The sequence below is a fragment of the Thiomonas bhubaneswarensis genome, from assembly GCF_001418255.1.
Taxonomy (GTDB): domain Bacteria; phylum Pseudomonadota; class Gammaproteobacteria; order Burkholderiales; family Burkholderiaceae_C; genus Thiomonas; species Thiomonas bhubaneswarensis.
This window is the reverse complement of the sequence record NZ_LIPV01000003.1, coordinates 318,366-334,316: the sequence shown is the minus strand read 5'-3', so window position 1 is coordinate 334,316 and position 15,951 is coordinate 318,366. Positions and strand designations below refer to the sequence as shown.

The window sequence follows — 15,951 nt, the reverse complement described above, 5'->3', positions numbered from 1 at the left end:
ACTGGAAAAGGCGTCACTGTAGCCATCGGACATTGAAGGTCTATGACGCCCGCAGCGTCATCACGGTGGCTCAGGCCGCCGTCTTGCGCGCCGCCTTTTTCGCTGCGGGCTTGGCCGCTCGCGGTTCGAACTCGAAGCCGATCTTGCCGCCGGGCTGTTTCACCAGAAACGCCTTGAACTTGCGCTTGGTGCGCGCCGAGACGAAGCCGTCGAGCAGGTCGGTGCGGCCGACCTCCAGCAGTTTGCGCATCTGCTCGGGCTCGATGGGCTGCTGCAGGATGATCTTGCCACTGCGGAAGTCGCAGCTCGGCGCAGGGCCCACGCTCTTTTCGCAGACATAGCTGCTGCCACTCTCGAACACCCGGGCGCCGCACTTGGGGCAGGCGCCCAGCGGCTGTTGCGCGCTGAAGTCGGGCGCTTCGCCCCCGTCGCTGCCGGGGGCGCTGTCGCCGAAATCGAACTCCAGCTTCCATTGGCCTTGGCCGCCTTCGCGCGCCAGCTTGAGCTCGGCAGCGAACGGCCGGCCCATCTTGCTGCGAAACCCGGTGAGCGGCCCCAGGTGCTTGTCGCGCAGCAGTTGCTCCACTTCGGCCAGCTCGAAACTGCGCCCGCCCGGGTGCTTGCCGATGGAAAAATCGCACTGCGTGCAGGCGAAGCGGTGGTAGTTCTCCTTCACCACACCGCCGCAGTTCGGGCAAGGCGTTTGCAAGGTGGCGTAGTCGCCAGGCACGGTATCGCGGTCGAACTCCTTGGCGCGGCGTACGATGGTCTCGGTCATGCCCGCGATCTCGCGCATGAACTGCTCGCGCGTGATTAGCCCGCGCTCCATCTGCGCCAGCTTGTGTTCCCAGCCGCCGGTGAGTTCGGGCTTGGTGAGTTCCTCGACCTGCAGGCCGCGCAATAGGGTCATGAGCTGGAAGGCCTTGGCCGTGGGAATCAGCTCACGGCCCTCACGCAGCATGTACGCCTCGCCGAGCAGGCCTTCGATGATGGCCGCCCGGGTGGCCGGCGTGCCCAGGCCCTTGCCCGACATGGCCTCGGCCAGTTCCTCGTCTTCCACCAGCTTGCCCGCGTTTTCCATCGCGCCCAGCAAGGTGGCTTCGGTGTAGCGCGCGGGCGGCCGGGTCTTGAGCGCCTTGATCTCCACCGTCTCGGCCCGCACAGCGTCGCCCTCGGCCACGGGCGGCAGATTGGCATCGTCGCCCTGCTCTTCCTTGCCGTAGATTTCCAGCCAGCCGGGTTTGACCAGAATCTTGCCCTCGGTCTTGAACGCGTGCTGCGCGACCGTGCTGATGCGGGTGGTCACCAGATACTCCGCCGCCGGATAGAACACCGCCAGAAACCGCCGTGCCACCAGGTCGTAGATCTTGGCCTCGGCCTCGCTCAGCGCGCCGGGCGTCTGGGTGGTGGGGATGATGGCGAAGTGATCGGACACCTTGGCGTTGTCGAACACCCGCTTGTTCGGCCGGATGTAGTCGGCCTCGAGCGCACGGCGGGCGTGCGGCGCGATGCTGCCGCCCGCCTCGCCCAGGGCCTGCGCGGTCTGCCGCGCCACGGCGAGATAGTCCTCGGGCAGATGGCGCGAGTCCGTCCGGGGGTAGGTCATCACCTTGTGCCTTTCATACAGCGCCTGCGCCAGCGCCAGCGTGGTCTTGGCGGAAAAGCCGAAGCGCCCGTTGGCCTCGCGCTGCAACGAGGTCAGGTCGAACAGCGCGGGCGAGAGCTGGGTGGACGGTTTGGATTCGTCGCGCACCACCGCCGCCTGTCCGGCGCACGCCGCCACGATGGCCTCGGCACGCGCCTTGTCCCAGAGCCGGTCGGCGCGGGCGTCGGCATCCTCTCCCTTCTTGAACGCCGGATCGAACCACTTGCCCGCATAGCCGCCCGCCGGCGCGGCGAACTGGGCATGCACCTCGAAATAATCGCGCGCCACATGTTTGCGGATCTGCTCTTCGCGCGCCACCACGATGGACAGCGTGGGCGTCTGCACCCGTCCCACCGGCGTGAGGAAGAAGCCGCCGTCCTTGGAGTTGAAAGCGGTCATCGCCCGCGTGCCGTTGATGCCCACCAGCCAATCGGCCTCGCTGCGGCTGCGCGCGGCATCGGCCAGCGGGCGCATGTCGGCGTCGCCCCGCAGTTGCTCGAAGCCCTCGCGGATGGCCTGCGGCGTCATCGACTGCAACCAAAGCCGCCGCACCGGCTTGTCCAGCGGCTTCTTGCCCTCGGCGTATTGCAGGATCAGGCGGAAGATCAGCTCACCCTCGCGCCCCGCGTCGCACGCGTTGACGATGGTGCCGACATCCTTGCGCTTGATCTGCTTGACCACCGCACCCAGCCTTCCCTTGGTCTTGTCGATGGGATTCAGATCGAAATGCGGCGGAATCACCGGCAGATGCGCAAAGCTCCACTTGCCGCGCTTGACCTCGAAATCGTCCGGCGCCTTGATCTCCACCAGATGGCCGACCGCCGAGGTCACGACGTACTGCTCGTTCTCGAAATACTCGTCGTGCTTGTCGAACTTGCCCGACTGCGGCGTGAGAGCGCGCACGATGTCCTGTGCCACGCTGGGCTTCTCGGCGATGACCAGAGTCTTGGTGAAAGCGTCGCTTTTGCTCATGGGGAAATGATTCGATCAGAGAAATTTGGCGATGCCCGCGATGTCTTCGGCGAACAGCTCGCCCGAATCGGCCATCTTCACCCGACCGTCGCGGCCGATAACGATGGTGACCGGCAGACCCGCAGGCTTGGGCAACACCTTGGCCAGCGCGGGCGACAGCCACGCCACCGGAAAGGTGTAATTTTTCGACTTGAGAAACGGCGGGATGTCGGTTGGCTTCTTGTCAATGGACAGCGCCAGCACCTCCAGGCCGCGGTGATGCTCTTTCTTGTACAAGGCCTCGACATGCGGCATCTGCCGCGCGCAGAACGGGCACCAGGTGGCCCAGTACTCCAGCACGATCACCTTGCCTGCCCAGTCCTTGGTATGCAGCGTCTTGCCGTCGATCAGCTCCACCGTGGGCGGCAAGGGAAACAGGCTTCCCTCCTTGGGCAGCGGCACGGCCTTCTTGTCCTTTTTCTCCAGCGTGCTGGCCTGCTCGGCCACGGTTTGCGCCCAGGCTGGCGCCGCCACGGCTGTGATTGCAGCGGCCAGACCCATCAAATAACAACGACGATCCTGTTTCATGATGATGGCTCCCTAAAATGCCTTGAACGAGGAACGACACCGGGCAGCTTGTCTCCTCCGCCTCTTGCGTTCCTTTTTTTACTTTACCGAGTTTCGGCTTCACCGCCACCGTTCCCTCGATGCCCACACGCCGCTCAACCTCCGCCGCCGCGCCGACCGCCGGGCCGTTCACCCAGGTTCGCAACTCGCCCATCCACGGCCGCGGCGTGTTCGCCCGCCGCGCCATAGCCGCCGGGCAACGGCTGCTCGAATACCAGGGCGAACGCATCGACTGGCCCGAAGCGCTGCGCCGCCATCCCCGCGACCCGCAGCAGCCCAACCACACCTTCTACTTTTCTCTCGACGACGACACCGTCATCGACGGCGGTGTGCACGGCAACAGCGCACGCTGGATCAACCACTCGTGCACCCCCAACTGCGAGGCGCGGCAAGTAGGCAGCCGGGTGTTCATCCACGCCCTGCGCGACATCGACCCCGGCGAAGAACTGTTCTTCGACTACGCCCTCGAAATCGACGCCCGCCACACGGCCAAACTCAAGCGCGACTACGCCTGCCGCTGCGGCGCCCCCAACTGCCGCGGCACCCTGCTCGCCCCCAAGACCCGCAAGCGCGCGTGAGCGACGAGGCATGCCTTCTCCCGATCCCCTCGCCCCGCTTCGCGCCCAGCTCGCTGCCAGTCACCTCGCCTGCGAGGCGCGCTGGACGTCCGTCACCGGCTCGACCAATGCCGATCTGCTGGCCGACATTCGCGCCGGACGGCTCGATGGACCGACCCTTCTGGCCACGGCCGAACAGACCGCGGGTCGAGGGCGTCAGGGGCGCGTCTGGGCCGACGATGGGCAGAGCAGCGTGCTGTGCTCGCTGGCCTGGCCCGACGCGCGTCGACGCGACCCCGGCCCGCTGAGCCTGGCCGTGGGCGTGTGGCTGGCGCAGGCGCTGCACGGCCTCGGCGCCAGCCAGGTGCGGCTGAAGTGGCCCAACGATCTGCTGCTGCCCGCCGCCGACGGCACCCATGGATGGCGCAAGCTCGGCGGCATTCTGGTGGAACTGGCCGACATGCCGCACGCGCGCTGGGCCGTCATCGGCTTCGGCCTGAACCTGCGCGCTCCCACAGGCCAGCCCCAGGCGGCTGGGCTGGACAGCATCGGCCTGCACCTCGGGCGCGACGGGGTTCTCGCCGCCCTCGCCCCGGCGCTGCTCAAGGGCCTGGAAAGCACCGCGTGCAACGGCTCCGCCGCGCCCCTCGCCCACACGCTGGCCCAATGGGACGCGCTGCACGCCTGGGCCGGCGCCACGGTGATGGTGCAGGATCGCGGCCAGACCCTGTTCAGCGGCGTGGCCTTGGGGCTGGCCCCGGACGGCGCGTTGCGGGTGCGCACTCCTGAGGGCGAGCGCCGTGCATTGAGCGCCGATGTCTCGCTGCGACTGAGCCCGGAGCCCGTCGCAAAATAGCCACCAGCCCCGCCGCTCTCTCACGATCCAAAGCCCGTCATGCGCGCCCTGCTTCTCGTCCTGCTGCTGATCAATCTCGTGTTCTTCGCCTGGTCGCAAGGCTGGATGGCGGGCGCCGGGCTGGGGCCGGTGACCCAGCGCGAGCCGCAGCGCCTGGCCCTGCAGATTCACCCCGAACAGGTGCAGATCACGCCGCTGGCCAGCAGCTCGGTGATGCCTGCCAGCGCCCCGCAAACCGCGCCTTCGGCGCCCGCCGAGCCGCTGTCGCCCGCTTCGTCCGATTCGGCTCCCGCCCCCGCTCCTGTGTCCGCCCCACAAACCGCAGCGGCCGATACCGGCCCCACCGTCTGCCGCCAGATCGGACCGTTCGGCGCCATGGAGGCGTCGGCCCTGGCGCAGGCCCAGGCGGCACTGGCCAAGGCGGGGCTCGAAGCCGAGACGCGCAATACGCCCGTGCCCGAACAATGGATGGTGCTGCTCGGCCCCTTCCCCAGCCAGGAGGCCATGCGCACCGCGCTCGACCAGATCAGCCAGCAGGGCAAAGTCAAGGTGTTCGCACCCGTGACCGATCGTCCCCGCTATGAACCGGGCATTTCGCTCGGGGTTTTCAGCAACGAGGCCTCGGCGCAAGAGCAGTTGCAGATGGTGAAAAAACAGGGCGTGCAGGGCGCGCGGGTTGTGCAGCGCAACGCCGGGCTGAACCGCGTCACCCTGCGCCTACCCGCTCTCACCTCGCAGCAGGTCAAGGCGCTTAGCGGCGTGTCGGGCCAGCTCGGCGGGCAGATCGTCAAGACCTGTGCGACCGAGGCGGCGGCGCCGTAAATTTCAAACGCTCTCTGGAAAAACGCCATGTCCGCCGGCCTCTCCCAGCCCCGTTTCACCTACGCCGACTATCTCGCCTGGGAAGAAACCCAGACCGAGCGCCACGAATACATCGGCGGTGAGGTCTTCGCCATGGCCGGTGGCAGTACCGCGCACAACATCATCAGCCTGAACATCGCCATGGCCCTGCGCACCCAGACCCGCTGCACGCCCTGCCGGGTGTACATGGCCGACGTCAAGCTGTATGTGCAGGCCGCAGACGCCAGCTACTACCCCGATGTCTTCGTCACCTGCTCAACGGCAGACGCCGCTCGCACCCATGCGCAGGAGGACGCGCTGCTCATCGTCGAGGTGCTGTCGCCGTCGACCGAAGGCCACGACCGCGGCGACAAGTTCGCCGCCTACCGCCTGATCCCCGGCTTGCAGGCCGTCGTCTTCGTCGCGCAGGACAAGCCGCACATTGAGGCCTTCATCCGCAACGCAGAGGGCACCTGGACGCTGTACGAGGCCAGCGGCATCGATGCCACCCTTGCCTGCCCCACCACCGAGCGCGCGTTCAGCTTCGCGCTGGCCGAGGTCTATGCCGAGGTCGATTTCAGCGCGGCTCAGGCCGAGGCCGAGGCTGCCGCGGCCAGTTCAGGCACGTCGGCGTAAACCTCCGCTAACGCCAGATCGGCGCCCAGGCACTGCAGGCACAGGCTTCCTGCGGTGCAACGGGTGAGATTCCACTCCTCCCCCAGCCCCTCCCCAGCCCTCCCCACCACTGGCGAGGGAGCAGACCCTCCTCCCCCACTCTGTGGGGGAGGCTGGGAGGGGCGCGGGCTGTCCGATCATGCCGTCACCCTCGTCCCAACCACGCCTGCGCCAGCCGCACCCAGAAGCTGCCGCCCAGGGGAATCAGGTCGTCGTTGAAGTCGTAACTCGGGTTGTGCAGGGTGCAGGGGCCGAGGCCGTGACCGACTTCGCGGTGATCGCCGCCGCCGTTGCCGATGATGAGATAGGCGCCGGGCTTTTCCTGCAGCATGAAGGAAAAGTCTTCCGCCCCCATCGACGGCACGAACGCGTGCACCGCGTCCGCACCCACCATGTCCACCATCACCGCGCGGGCGAACTCGGCTTCGGCGGCGTGGTTGATCGTGGGCGGATAGTTGCGCTTGAACGCAAACTCGCAGCCCAGGCCGAAGGCCGCCGCAGTGTGGGTGGCAATGTCGCGCATGCGGGCCTCGATCAAGTCCAGCGTTTCGGTAGTGAAGGTGCGCGCCGTGCCCTGAATCTCGGCCACTTCGGGAATGACATTGGTCGCCTCGCCGGTGTGGATCATGGTCACCGAGATCACCGCCGGGTCTTGCGGGTCACGGTTGCGGGTGACGATGGTCTGAAACGCCTGCACCATCTGGCAGGCGGCGGGCACCGGGTCGAGCCCCAGGTTCGGCATGGCCGCATGCGCGCCCTTGCCGGTGAGCCTGATGTGAAACTCGTTGCTCGACGCCATCACCGGCCCGGCTTTCACCGCGAAATGCCCCGCAGGAATGCCCGGCCAGTTGTGCATGCCAAACACCGCCTGCACCGGAAAGCGCTCGAACAGCCCGTCCTTGATCATTTCGCGCGCGCCGCCGCCGCCCTCTTCGGCCGGCTGGAAGATGCACACCACCGTGCCGTCGAAGTCGCGTGTTTTCGCGAGAAACTGCGCCGCAGCCAGCAGCATGGTGGTGTGGCCGTCGTGGCCGCAGGCGTGCATCTTGCCGGGGTGTCGGCTGGCGTGGGCGAAGGTGTTGTGCTCGGTCACCGGCAGGGCGTCGAAGTCGGCGCGCAGGCCGATCATGCGTCCGCTCGCACCGCCGTCGCGCCCGTGGATCACCCCCACCACCCCGGTCTTGCCCAGGCCGCGGTGCACCTCCACGCCCCAGGCCGCCAACTGCGCCGCCACCACTTCCGAGGTGCGCAGTTCCTCGAAGCACAGCTCGGGATGTGCGTGCAGGTCGCGCCGCAAGGCGGTGAGCGCGGCGGCTTCGGTCACGATGGAGTCGATGAGGTGCATGGTGTTCTGTCTCCCGACAAGGCAAAGCAAAGTGCTAAGGCCCCAGGCTTTCCTTGGGTCTGGCGATGCGCCGACGTCGTCATGGCCGCGAGGCACCGCCAACCCGATTGTGCCCCAGTCGGCCCAAGCCTGTATCCCCTGCTGCAGACTGCGAAAAACCGTCACTCAAGCGCGCAGGGGTGACAAAAGACGCTTCCTGCAGCCACAAATCGTCGCACCGCAGCCACGCCGCCAGCGCCAGACCGTGAAGTAGTTCACACAAAGTCCGTCGCCTTATCGCCAACCCTGCTGGCCTGCGGTTTGCAAAGTCAGAATGACGATTGTTTACAAATCCAGGCAAACCTTTCCAGGCACGACCCGACCATGCTTCCCTCCATGCAACGCGGCTTCACGCTGATCGAGCTGATGATCGTGGTGGCCATCATCGGCATCTTGGCGGCCATCGCCATTCCGGCTTATCAAAACTACACCATGCGCGCGCAGGTGAGCGAGGGCATTGTTCTGGCGACCGGGCTCAAAACCGCCAACTGGGACTATTACGCGCAACATGGCGCCTTCGCCCCCAGCAATGCTTCGGCGGGGTTGGCGCAGCCCAATCAAATCAACGGCAACTATGTGCAAAGTGTCAGCACTGTGAACGGCCTGATCACCATCACTTACGGTAAAAACGCCAACAGGCAGTTGCAGAACAAGGTACTCTACCTCTCGGGGGCCGCGTCGGGCGGAGCGTTGCAATGGACTTGCACCACCGCCCCCGGCGGCGTGGCCGCGGCCAACGGCGTGCCCGCGGCGTATCTGCCAACCTCGTGCCGTTGACTGAGGCACACTCCTTACGTTTTCAAACAACGTAAGGCGGCTTGCATGTCTGAAGCCAATGACCAGCAAGGGTCAGGTCACCATTCCCGCTGACATTCGTCGCAGCCGGGGCTTGCATGCAGGCGTTCGCCTGAGCTTTACCCCCATGCCCGACGGCTCCATCCTGCTGCGCGCCAAAACCCGCTCTATTCTCGACTTGAATGGCATCCTCAAGCCTGCGCCCGGCGGCGTCGTCTCGATTGATGACATGAGCATGACGTACAGGCGCGCCGTCAAGCATGCCCGCGCTCGATACCCATGTGCTGGTGCGCTGGATCACCAACGACGATGCAGCCCAGTGCGCAGTGATTCAGCAGCTTCTGCACGCCACCGCCGCCGCAGAGCAGCGTCTGTCTGTCCCCGTCACCGTCTTGCTCGAAACCGAATGGGTGCTGCGCGCCCGATATGGGTTTGACCGCGCAGCACGCATCTTGGCGCTGGATGCCATGCTCAGCGTGCCCGAACTGGAACTCATGGACGAGATCGCGGTGGAACGTGCGCTTCACCTGTTCAGGCAAGACGGCGCGCCCGAGTTTGCCGACTGCCTCCACATCCGCCTGGCCAAGACATCGGGACAAGGCCCTTTGTTGACCATCGACACCCGTGCCGCAAACGTCGATGGTGCCCTGCTGTTGACCCAGGCCATCCTGGGCCGCTGAAAGCTGCCAATTTCCGGGGCTTGCTGACAAATATGGGCAGCGCTGGCAAGAATTGTCGGCTACTCGCGAGGCTGAGAGGCCGGATTTCGTGAAGCAGTTCACACAAATCGTGGCCCTACAAGCTGGCACGGCATGTGCTCTATGTTCCCTGCCCATCGGGGGGTGATGTCAGTCCACCGCAGCTCGGGGCAGCATCTCCAGGTTCACCTCCGCTCCGGGCTGCGGCGTTTTTTACCCAACCGTTCCTGGTTATTGATTTTCTTGTTTTCCACTCTCGGGAGTTTCAGATGAAAAAGCAACTGCAGCAAGGTTTCACCCTGATCGAATTGATGATCGTGGTGGCGATTATCGGTATTTTGGCGGCCATCGCGATTCCGGCGTATCAGGATTACACGATTCGGGCGCAGGTTTCGGAAGGTTTGTCGCTGGCGGATGGTGCAAAAACAGCCGTTGCGGAGTTTTATACAAACCGTGGTACATTCCCCACCACCAATGCATCCGCTGGATTGGCAGCAAAAGCCAACATTACTGGAAATTATGTTTCGAGCGTTGGCGTTGGATCAACCGACGGTAGTGGTAATGGCATTCTTGTCACCTTCAGCAGCACTTCGCCTCAGAAGGCCAATACCGCTATTGGAGGAAAGACTCTTGGCTTGATGCCGGTTACGGCCAATGGCTCCATTTCGTGGACTTGTGTTTCCAGCACAATCGCTCAGAAATACCTGCCATCGTCGTGTAAGGGAACCTAATCAGGAACTTTCTCGAAAAGCCCGCCGTAAGGCGGGTTTTTTATTCCAAAAATCACATACTCATGACGCAAGCGACATCCCCGAAGAACTGGCGTAACACGGTCGCGTTTTCCCTCGCGGTAAGCTTGCTCATGCTGGCTTGGGTGGGCGCCGCCACGTCGGCCCAGCACTACTTTCCGGTTTCGACCTTCTATCAAGAACTCGGGGTTGCCGCGGCCGTGCTCGTGGCCGCATCCCTTCAACTGCCTGCGCCCGCAAGGCCGACCGGCATCGCCTTGCCCTGGGCGGCCTTGCCGTTCATCGGGGTGGCGCTACTAGGTCTGCTGGATATGGCTCTTCACCGTGTGGCCTATGCCGACACGATGATCTGGCCTTTGGGCAGTCTGGCGGTGGCCATTATTGCCGCCGTGCTTGCCGCGCGGTGGGCTGCGCAGGGGTATAGCGAACGGCTGATGCGCGCTTGGGCTTGGGCCTTTGTGCTGGGGGCGATCGGTACGGCGCTGAGCATGTGGGCCCAGGTGTTCATGCCCGATACGGTGGCGCTCTGGCTTTTTCCCCGCAGTCCCTTGCAGGCGCCGCTGGGCAATATTGCCCAGCGCAATCAGGCCGCGCTGTTTTTAGGTTTTGGCCTGCTCGCCCTGGCTTATGGGCTGCGCGCTGAAAAGCGCCGTCGCAGCGCGATCATGGTCTCGATACCTCTTGCTGTGCTGCTAATCAGCGGCATCGTGTTATCGCAAAGCCGTATCGGCATGGCGTTTCTCGCCGTGGCCGGCCTATTGGGCGGCATGATGATCGGCATGCCGCACAAGCGGTTGTCATCGGCGCTAGTTGGCTTGATTGCCGCCGGTGCCCTTTATGGCGTGCTGCAGTGGGTGATCTACACTGGCTTCGGTTTGGGGCAGTTGTTCCCCCCTGGGCTGCAACGACTGGCAGACCGCGGACTGGGGCAGCGTTTGGGCTTGTGGCAGATCGCCTGGGAGGCTTTCAAGTCGCATCCCCTGCTTGGGGTTGGGCTCGGCAATTACGTGCAATGGGACTACCGCCTGGCTCTTTCCCAATCTCAGCCACTCTTCGCCAACAACGCCCACAATCTGTTCGCACAGTTGGCTGCTGAAACAGGTTTGGTTGGGTTGCTGGTGGTCGTTGTGCCGGCCGTCATGAGTGTGGTGCGTGCCTGGTCGGCTTGGGCAAATCGCGGATTGCACACCTGGGAAAGCTGGCGATTGCTGGCTTTGGGTGTGTGTCTTATGGTGCTCGGCTACAGCCTCACCGAATACCCACTTTGGTATGTGTTTTTCGCTGTGCCTTTTGCCATGTGCTGGGCGGTGCTCGACACTCCGGCACTCACGGTGCGCCCAAGCTCGCAGTGGCGCTGGCCATTGGGCGTGGTATTGCTTGCCGCACTGGGGTTTTGCGCATGGTCGGCGCAAGCCTACGCAAGCATCGCCAAGGCCAGCGCCGACATCTATCTATCCGATGCCGAAACTGCCCATTCCGCCGTCGTTCGGGACGGGGTGAACAAAACCCTCGGCTTACCAGGTTTTTCTCCCTATGCCGATGCGCTGGTTTTCGTGCAAATGAGCGCAGACCGTTTCATGCTGCCTGACAAGATCGCGCTCGGAGAGCGCGTCGTGACAACGTACTCAAGCCCCCAACTCATTGCCAAACTCGCCACCCTTTACGGACTGGCACATGATCAGACGAAAGCGGCGAACAGCTTTGCGCGGTTATGCGCCTACTTCCCGGATGACTGTGGCCATGCCCGGGAGAATGTGCGCGCCTTGCAAAAGCAGAATCCACAGGATTTCGATCCAGTTGCACGGTTGTTCTTTTCGTTGCCCCAATCGCGCATCGAACCGCAAGACGCAAATGTTCTTCGACCTTGGGATCATTCTGCCAAAGGCACAGTCGTGATGATCGATCCATCGAAAACCTGGTTCGGGTTCGATTTAGCCCTGTACGCATCTGGGCTGGCAAGTCAGGGGTTACAGGGAGGAACCTTTCTTGCGACACCAAAAAACAATGATTGATGCCAAAGCAACTTTCCAATGAGGGCTTGGTTCGGGCAAAAGACCAAGCGACCTCAACTCGAAATCTGTCCAAAGTCATGCGTGAGCATCGGTATCCTCGCCACCGATGAAACTATCCCGCAAACGCGCCCGCGCGCAGACGATCAAACTTCCCGCCTCCACGCCGCGCAATCCGCTGGTGGCGGTGGCGATCAAGCGCAAGGCGGGGGCGCATCGCAAGAGCAACAAGGCGCTGCGGCGCGCGGCGCGTTCGCGGCAGCGGCAGGAGTGAATCGGCAGGCGAAGGGTCGCCACGCCACCGAGCGGCACGCTGTCGAAGAATTCTTGCGCTGTCACCCCACGGAGTCCACGTCATGAGCGCACCGGAAAAACCGGTTTTTTCCGCCGACGACTTTCTCGCCTGGGAAATGCAGCAGGCGGACAAGCACGAGTACCTGGCGAGCGAGGTGTTCGCCATGGCCGGGGCGAGCGACGCGCATGTCACCATCAGCCTGAACCTGGTAGCCGCGCTGCATGCGCACCTGCGCGGCGGGCCGTGCCGGGCGTTCATCGCCGATATGAAGCTGCGCATCGAAGCGGCTCAGGCTTTTTTCTACCCCGATGTGTTCGTCACCTGCTCGTCGGCGGATGCGCAGTCGCCGCTGTTCAAGCGCGATGCGCTGCTGGTGGTGGAGGTGTTGTCGCCTTCTACGGCGGCCTACGATCTGGGCCAGAAATTTGCGCAATACCGGCAGTCGTCGACCTTGCAGGAGTATGTGCTGATCGACTCAGAGCGTGTCGCGGTGGACGTGTTTCGTCGCAATGCCGAGGGCCGCTGGGTGCTTTATCCCTACGCCGAGGGCGACACCGTGCAGTTCGCCAGCGTGGGGCTGTCGCTGCCGGTCACGGCGATTTACGAGGATGTGGCCTTCGGCGCAGAAGCTCAGGCAGCGCAAGCGGTGGCCGGTATGGGCTGAACGCCCCCCCGCGCGGCCGAGCGACGTCCATCAACCGTAAACTCCGCAACATCCCGTTTCAATCGGCCTGTACCATGATCGTCACTCTCGTTGTCGTCGCCCTGCTCGTCGCGCTGCTGCTGTATGGCGTGATGATTTACAACAATCTGGTGAACCTCAAGCATGCGATCACGCAGGCCTGGGCCAACATCGACGTGCTGCTCAAGCAGCGCCACGACGAGCTGCCCAAGCTGGTGGAGGTGTGCCGCCAGTCGATGCATTTCGAGCAGGAGACGCTGGAGCGGGTGGTGCGCGCGCGGTCGCAGGTGCAGCAGGCGCGCGAGGACGGAGACGTGCGCAGCCTGGGCCGCGCCGAGGGGGCGCTGCGCAGCGGGCTGGGCGCGCTGTTCGCGGTGGCCGAGGCCTACCCGGATCTCAAGACCAACGAAGCGTTTCAACACTTGCAAGCGCGCATCAGTGGGCTGGAAGAGAACATTGCCGACCGGCGCGAGTTCTACAACGCGGCGGTCAATGCCAACAATGTGCGCATCGAGCAGTTTCCCGATGTGATCGTGGCGCGGCTGCTCGCCTTTGGCCCGGCGGAGCTGTTCAAGGTGGCCTCTGCCGAGCGGGCCGATGTGGATTTGAAGGGCCTGTTCGCGGCGTCGTGATGCTCGGCGGTCTGTCGCCCGCCGCAGCGCCCGGGCAGATGCTGTTCATGGCGCTGGCTCTTGGGGGGGCTGGCCTGGTGCAGTTTTTCCGCCTGCAGCGCCGCCGCCGGGTGATGGAAGACATGCCCACGGCGCGCATCCGGTCGGCTTCGCAGGGCTATGTGGAATTGATCGGGCAGGCGCTCCCGCCCGATGCGCCGTTGTTCTCCCCCATCACCCGCACGCCCTGCTGCTGGTACCGCTTCAAGATCGAAAAGCGCGAAGGCGACGGCAACAACAACTGGAAGATCGAGGAGCAGGGCAAGAGCAACTCGCAATTCTGGCTGCAGGACGACACCGGCCGCTGCATCATCGACCCCGAGGGCGCCGAGGTGCGCGCCCTCACCCGGCACACCTGGACGGGTGCGACCGCGCAGCTCATTCCGGGCACCAGCGAGGCGATGATGATCGGCGACACCGACCATCGCTACACCGAGCATCTCATCCTGTCGGGGCAGACCCTGTACGCGCTGGGTTGGTTCACCAGCCTCTCGCCCTTGCAGACTTCGATGCACGCCGAGGTGCGCGAACGCATCGCCGCGTGGAAGGCCGACCCGCAACAGCGCCGCGCCTTCGACACCAACGGCGACGGCGAGCTCGACATGGCCGAGTTCGAGCAATTGCGCCAGCAGGCCGCTGCCGCCGTCGAGGCTGAGCGCCGCGAACGCGCCGCTCAGCCGCAGACCCATGTTCTGCGCAAGCCCGCGGACAAGCGCCTGTTCCTGCTCACCACCGAACCGCACGACAAACTGGCGCGCAATCTGCGCTGGCAGGCCTGGGCATGGCTGACCGCGGGAGTGCTGGCGCTGGCCTATGGTGGAGCGGGGCTGCTCATGCTGGGCTAAGGGGGCGGGAGGACGCGCGGCTTTGCCACAGGCCATACGATGTCGCCATGCAATCGCCCTACTCTTCCGTTTACAAAAGAAAAAAACCTGGGGTCAGGTCTAGCTCGGTAGCAAATGCTACGAAGCTAGACCTGACCCCAAACACCTTCGACTTCTTCCTGCCCTGTCCGCGCGGTTTGGAGGGAGCCTTGGCCGACGAGGTCAAGGCCCTGGCCGCGCACAGCCCCTCGCTCAAGGTCGGCACGCCCGCGCCCGGTGGCCTGCCGGTGCGGGGCACGCTCACAGACGCCATGCTTCTCAACCTGCATTGCCGTCTGCCCAGCCGTGTCTTGCTACTGGGCGGCCGTTGCAGCTATGCCGATGCCGAAGACATCTACCACCTGGCGCGCGATCTGGCCTGGGAAAAATGGTTCGACGTCACCCAGGCGCTGCGCGTGGACGTCACCGCCGAGCGCTCGCCGCTGGAGAGCATCAAGTTCGCCGCGCTGCGGGTGAAAGACGGCATCTGCGACCGCTTCCGCGCGCTGACGGGCGAGCGCCCGGACGTGGACACCGCCCACCCGGACGTGCGCATCCACCTGCACCTGCGCGAGCTTGACGCCCTGCTCTATCTGGACACCAGCGGCGAGCCGCTGTTCAAGCGCGGCTGGCGCAGCGAGCACGGCGCGGCGCCGCTGAAAGAGCATCTGGCCGCCGGGCTGCTGCGGCTTGCAGGCTGGACGCCGGGCGACGTGCTGTTCGACCCGCTGTGCGGCTCGGGCACGCTGGTCATCGAGGCGGCACAGATCGCGGCCAACCGCGCGCCGGGGCTGGATCGGACCTTCGGTTTCGAGGTGCTGCGAGGTTTCGATGCCAACGCCTGGAGCGCCCTGCGCGAGCAGGCGCGGCAGGCGGTGCGCCCCGTGGCGCCGGGTCAGTTCTTCGCTGCCGACATCGACCCGGCGAATGTGCGCATGACGCTGGACAATGCCCGCCGCGCCGGGGTGGAGGGTGCGATTGCCGCAGAGCCGGGCGACGTGGTCGCCGCCCTGCCACCGGTCGACGCCGTCGCCCTGCCAGCAGGCCGCGCCGCCTGGCTCATCAGCAACCCGCCTTACGACGAACGCATCGCGCCCGAAGGCGAGGCCGCAGACGACTTCGCCCCGCAACTCGCGCGCGCTCTGAAGCAGCGCTTCGCCGGATGGCATGTGGCGCTGCTCGCCGCCGACCTGCACTGGGACCGCGCCCTGCGCCTCAAACCGCGCCGCCGCATCGTCGTGTTCAACGGCCCCATCGAATGCCGGCTGATGCTGTTCGACATGGTGGCGGGCAGCGCGCGGGGGCAGTGACCCCAAACCCCGCTACTTCGCCTTGAACGCGATGTCTTCCGCCTGTTCCGCGCGTGTACCCAGTGGCGACTTGGCCGAGGCGGTCACTTGCGGTGGCGCGGCGGCGGGCGCGGCCGCATTCGGCTCGGCGGTGTTTTCGGCTGGCGTATCCGCGTCTTTCATGCCTTCCTTGAAGCCGCGCACGGCTTGCCCGAGGTCGCTGCCCATGTTTTTAAGCTTCTTGGTGCCGAAGATCATGATCACGATCAGCAGCACGATGAGCCAATGCCAGATACTGAATTCACCCATGGTGGTTCTCCTGCACGCCCGCCGCGCGACGGGCGCTCATAGCTTTAGGTCGAGAT

Annotated in this window: 17 protein-coding genes and 1 pseudogene; 14 read left to right on the top strand and 4 right to left on the bottom strand. The window is 64.8% G+C overall.

Annotation, left to right across the window (positions count from 1 at the left end; translation table 11 throughout):
- Nucleotides 1-70: 70 nt before the first annotated feature.
- Nucleotides 71-2,617, bottom strand: a complete 2,547-nt coding sequence (locus ASC45_RS06020; protein ID WP_055450111.1) for a DNA topoisomerase III — start codon at nt 2,615-2,617, stop codon at nt 71-73.
- Nucleotides 2,618-2,632: 15 nt separating this feature from the next.
- Complete coding sequence (locus ASC45_RS06015; RefSeq protein WP_055450110.1) at nt 2,633-3,184, bottom strand: TlpA family protein disulfide reductase; 552 nt, start codon at nt 3,182-3,184, stop codon at nt 2,633-2,635.
- 119 nt (nt 3,185-3,303) lie between these two features.
- On the opposite strand from ASC45_RS06015, the gene ASC45_RS06010 reads away from it, so the two are divergent.
- Genes ASC45_RS06010 through ASC45_RS05995 form a run of 4 tightly spaced genes read left to right on the top strand, consistent with a single transcriptional unit; the run spans nt 3,304 to nt 6,112 of the window.
- Nucleotides 3,304-3,801 carry an SET domain-containing protein gene (locus tag ASC45_RS06010; protein WP_055450109.1) on the top strand — a complete coding sequence of 166 codons (498 nt, stop codon included), beginning with the start codon at nt 3,304-3,306 and terminating at the stop codon, nt 3,799-3,801.
- Nucleotides 3,802-3,811: 10 nt separating this feature from the next.
- Complete coding sequence (locus ASC45_RS06005; protein ID WP_072242987.1) at nt 3,812-4,636, top strand: biotin--[acetyl-CoA-carboxylase] ligase; 825 nt, start codon at nt 3,812-3,814, stop codon at nt 4,634-4,636.
- A gap of 39 nt (nt 4,637-4,675) precedes the next feature.
- Entirely contained in the window at nt 4,676-5,458 is a 783-nt protein-coding gene (locus tag ASC45_RS06000; protein ID WP_055450108.1) for an SPOR domain-containing protein, read from the top strand.
- Between the two features lie 27 nt (nt 5,459-5,485).
- Nucleotides 5,486-6,112, top strand: coding sequence for a Uma2 family endonuclease (locus tag ASC45_RS05995; protein WP_055450107.1), 627 nt, complete (start codon nt 5,486-5,488; stop codon nt 6,110-6,112).
- A 184-nt stretch (nt 6,113-6,296) separates the two neighbouring features.
- Here ASC45_RS05995 and ASC45_RS05990 read toward each other — a convergent pair whose 3' ends face one another.
- The gene (locus tag ASC45_RS05990) at nt 6,297-7,496 is read right to left on the bottom strand and encodes a M20 aminoacylase family protein (RefSeq protein ID WP_055450106.1); all 1,200 of its coding nucleotides are present in this window, start codon (nt 7,494-7,496) and stop codon (nt 6,297-6,299) included.
- A gap of 363 nt (nt 7,497-7,859) precedes the next feature.
- Between ASC45_RS05990 and ASC45_RS05985 the strand changes: the two genes are divergently transcribed.
- From ASC45_RS05985 to ASC45_RS05955, 10 genes and pseudogenes are all read left to right on the top strand, one after another.
- Nucleotides 7,860-8,312 carry a pilin gene (locus ASC45_RS05985; RefSeq protein WP_055450105.1) on the top strand — a complete coding sequence of 151 codons (453 nt, stop codon included), beginning with the start codon at nt 7,860-7,862 and terminating at the stop codon, nt 8,310-8,312.
- A 58-nt stretch (nt 8,313-8,370) separates the two neighbouring features.
- Nucleotides 8,371-8,487: pseudogene (locus ASC45_RS16150) on the top strand (AbrB/MazE/SpoVT family DNA-binding domain-containing protein); the annotation flags it as partial.
- A 103-nt stretch (nt 8,488-8,590) separates the two neighbouring features.
- Nucleotides 8,591-9,010 carry a type II toxin-antitoxin system VapC family toxin gene (locus ASC45_RS05980; RefSeq protein WP_055450104.1) on the top strand — a complete coding sequence of 140 codons (420 nt, stop codon included), beginning with the start codon at nt 8,591-8,593 and terminating at the stop codon, nt 9,008-9,010.
- Between the two features lie 287 nt (nt 9,011-9,297).
- Nucleotides 9,298-9,759, top strand: coding sequence for a pilin (locus ASC45_RS15460; RefSeq protein WP_072242985.1), 462 nt, complete (start codon nt 9,298-9,300; stop codon nt 9,757-9,759).
- 62 nt (nt 9,760-9,821) lie between these two features.
- Nucleotides 9,822-11,789: a PglL family O-oligosaccharyltransferase gene (locus ASC45_RS05975; protein WP_072242984.1), complete on the top strand. Its 1,968-nt coding sequence runs from the start codon at nt 9,822-9,824 to the stop codon at nt 11,787-11,789.
- A 106-nt stretch (nt 11,790-11,895) separates the two neighbouring features.
- Nucleotides 11,896-12,060 carry a hypothetical protein gene (locus ASC45_RS15850; RefSeq protein WP_167344840.1) on the top strand — a complete coding sequence of 55 codons (165 nt, stop codon included), beginning with the start codon at nt 11,896-11,898 and terminating at the stop codon, nt 12,058-12,060.
- 82 nt (nt 12,061-12,142) lie between these two features.
- Nucleotides 12,143-12,745: a Uma2 family endonuclease gene (locus ASC45_RS05970; RefSeq protein ID WP_055450102.1), complete on the top strand. Its 603-nt coding sequence runs from the start codon at nt 12,143-12,145 to the stop codon at nt 12,743-12,745.
- 74 nt (nt 12,746-12,819) lie between these two features.
- Nucleotides 12,820-13,395 carry a LemA family protein gene (locus tag ASC45_RS05965; RefSeq protein WP_055450101.1) on the top strand — a complete coding sequence of 192 codons (576 nt, stop codon included), beginning with the start codon at nt 12,820-12,822 and terminating at the stop codon, nt 13,393-13,395.
- Nucleotides 13,395-14,279, top strand: coding sequence for a GIDE domain-containing protein (locus ASC45_RS05960; protein WP_055450100.1), 885 nt, complete (start codon nt 13,395-13,397; stop codon nt 14,277-14,279). The genes ASC45_RS05965 and ASC45_RS05960 overlap by 1 nt, the downstream gene beginning before the upstream one ends.
- 47 nt (nt 14,280-14,326) lie before the next feature.
- Nucleotides 14,327-15,607, top strand: a complete 1,281-nt coding sequence (locus ASC45_RS05955; protein ID WP_055450099.1) for a THUMP domain-containing class I SAM-dependent RNA methyltransferase — start codon at nt 14,327-14,329, stop codon at nt 15,605-15,607.
- A gap of 12 nt (nt 15,608-15,619) precedes the next feature.
- Here ASC45_RS05955 and tatA read toward each other — a convergent pair whose 3' ends face one another.
- The gene (tatA, locus tag ASC45_RS05950; RefSeq protein WP_055450098.1) at nt 15,620-15,895 is read right to left on the bottom strand and encodes a Sec-independent protein translocase subunit TatA; all 276 of its coding nucleotides are present in this window, start codon (nt 15,893-15,895) and stop codon (nt 15,620-15,622) included.
- Between the last annotated feature and the right edge of the window lie 56 nt (nt 15,896-15,951).

What these genes read in the sequence shown, in the direction of transcription:
- ASC45_RS05990 (WP_055450106.1), bottom strand. Translation starts at nt 7,496, where the DNA reads ATGCACCTCATCGACTCCATCGTGACCGAAGCCGCCGCGCTCACCGCC.
- ASC45_RS06005 (WP_072242987.1), top strand. Translation starts at nt 3,812, where the DNA reads ATGCCTTCTCCCGATCCCCTCGCCCCGCTTCGCGCCCAGCTCGCTGCC.
- ASC45_RS05965 (WP_055450101.1), top strand. Translation starts at nt 12,820, where the DNA reads ATGATCGTCACTCTCGTTGTCGTCGCCCTGCTCGTCGCGCTGCTGCTG.
- ASC45_RS05995 (WP_055450107.1), top strand. Translation starts at nt 5,486, where the DNA reads ATGTCCGCCGGCCTCTCCCAGCCCCGTTTCACCTACGCCGACTATCTC.
- tatA (WP_055450098.1), bottom strand. Translation starts at nt 15,895, where the DNA reads ATGGGTGAATTCAGTATCTGGCATTGGCTCATCGTGCTGCTGATCGTG.
- ASC45_RS05970 (WP_055450102.1), top strand. Translation starts at nt 12,143, where the DNA reads ATGAGCGCACCGGAAAAACCGGTTTTTTCCGCCGACGACTTTCTCGCC.
- ASC45_RS05975 (WP_072242984.1), top strand. Translation starts at nt 9,822, where the DNA reads ATGACGCAAGCGACATCCCCGAAGAACTGGCGTAACACGGTCGCGTTT.
- ASC45_RS05960 (WP_055450100.1), top strand. Translation starts at nt 13,395, where the DNA reads ATGCTCGGCGGTCTGTCGCCCGCCGCAGCGCCCGGGCAGATGCTGTTC.
- ASC45_RS06010 (WP_055450109.1), top strand. Translation starts at nt 3,304, where the DNA reads ATGCCCACACGCCGCTCAACCTCCGCCGCCGCGCCGACCGCCGGGCCG.
- ASC45_RS06015 (WP_055450110.1), bottom strand. Translation starts at nt 3,184, where the DNA reads ATGAAACAGGATCGTCGTTGTTATTTGATGGGTCTGGCCGCTGCAATC.
- ASC45_RS05985 (WP_055450105.1), top strand. Translation starts at nt 7,860, where the DNA reads ATGCTTCCCTCCATGCAACGCGGCTTCACGCTGATCGAGCTGATGATC.
- ASC45_RS05980 (WP_055450104.1), top strand. Translation starts at nt 8,591, where the DNA reads ATGCCCGCGCTCGATACCCATGTGCTGGTGCGCTGGATCACCAACGAC.
- ASC45_RS05955 (WP_055450099.1), top strand. Translation starts at nt 14,327, where the DNA reads ATGCAATCGCCCTACTCTTCCGTTTACAAAAGAAAAAAACCTGGGGTC.
- ASC45_RS15850 (WP_167344840.1), top strand. Translation starts at nt 11,896, where the DNA reads ATGAAACTATCCCGCAAACGCGCCCGCGCGCAGACGATCAAACTTCCC.
- ASC45_RS15460 (WP_072242985.1), top strand. Translation starts at nt 9,298, where the DNA reads ATGAAAAAGCAACTGCAGCAAGGTTTCACCCTGATCGAATTGATGATC.
- ASC45_RS06000 (WP_055450108.1), top strand. Translation starts at nt 4,676, where the DNA reads ATGCGCGCCCTGCTTCTCGTCCTGCTGCTGATCAATCTCGTGTTCTTC.
- ASC45_RS06020 (WP_055450111.1), bottom strand. Translation starts at nt 2,617, where the DNA reads ATGAGCAAAAGCGACGCTTTCACCAAGACTCTGGTCATCGCCGAGAAG.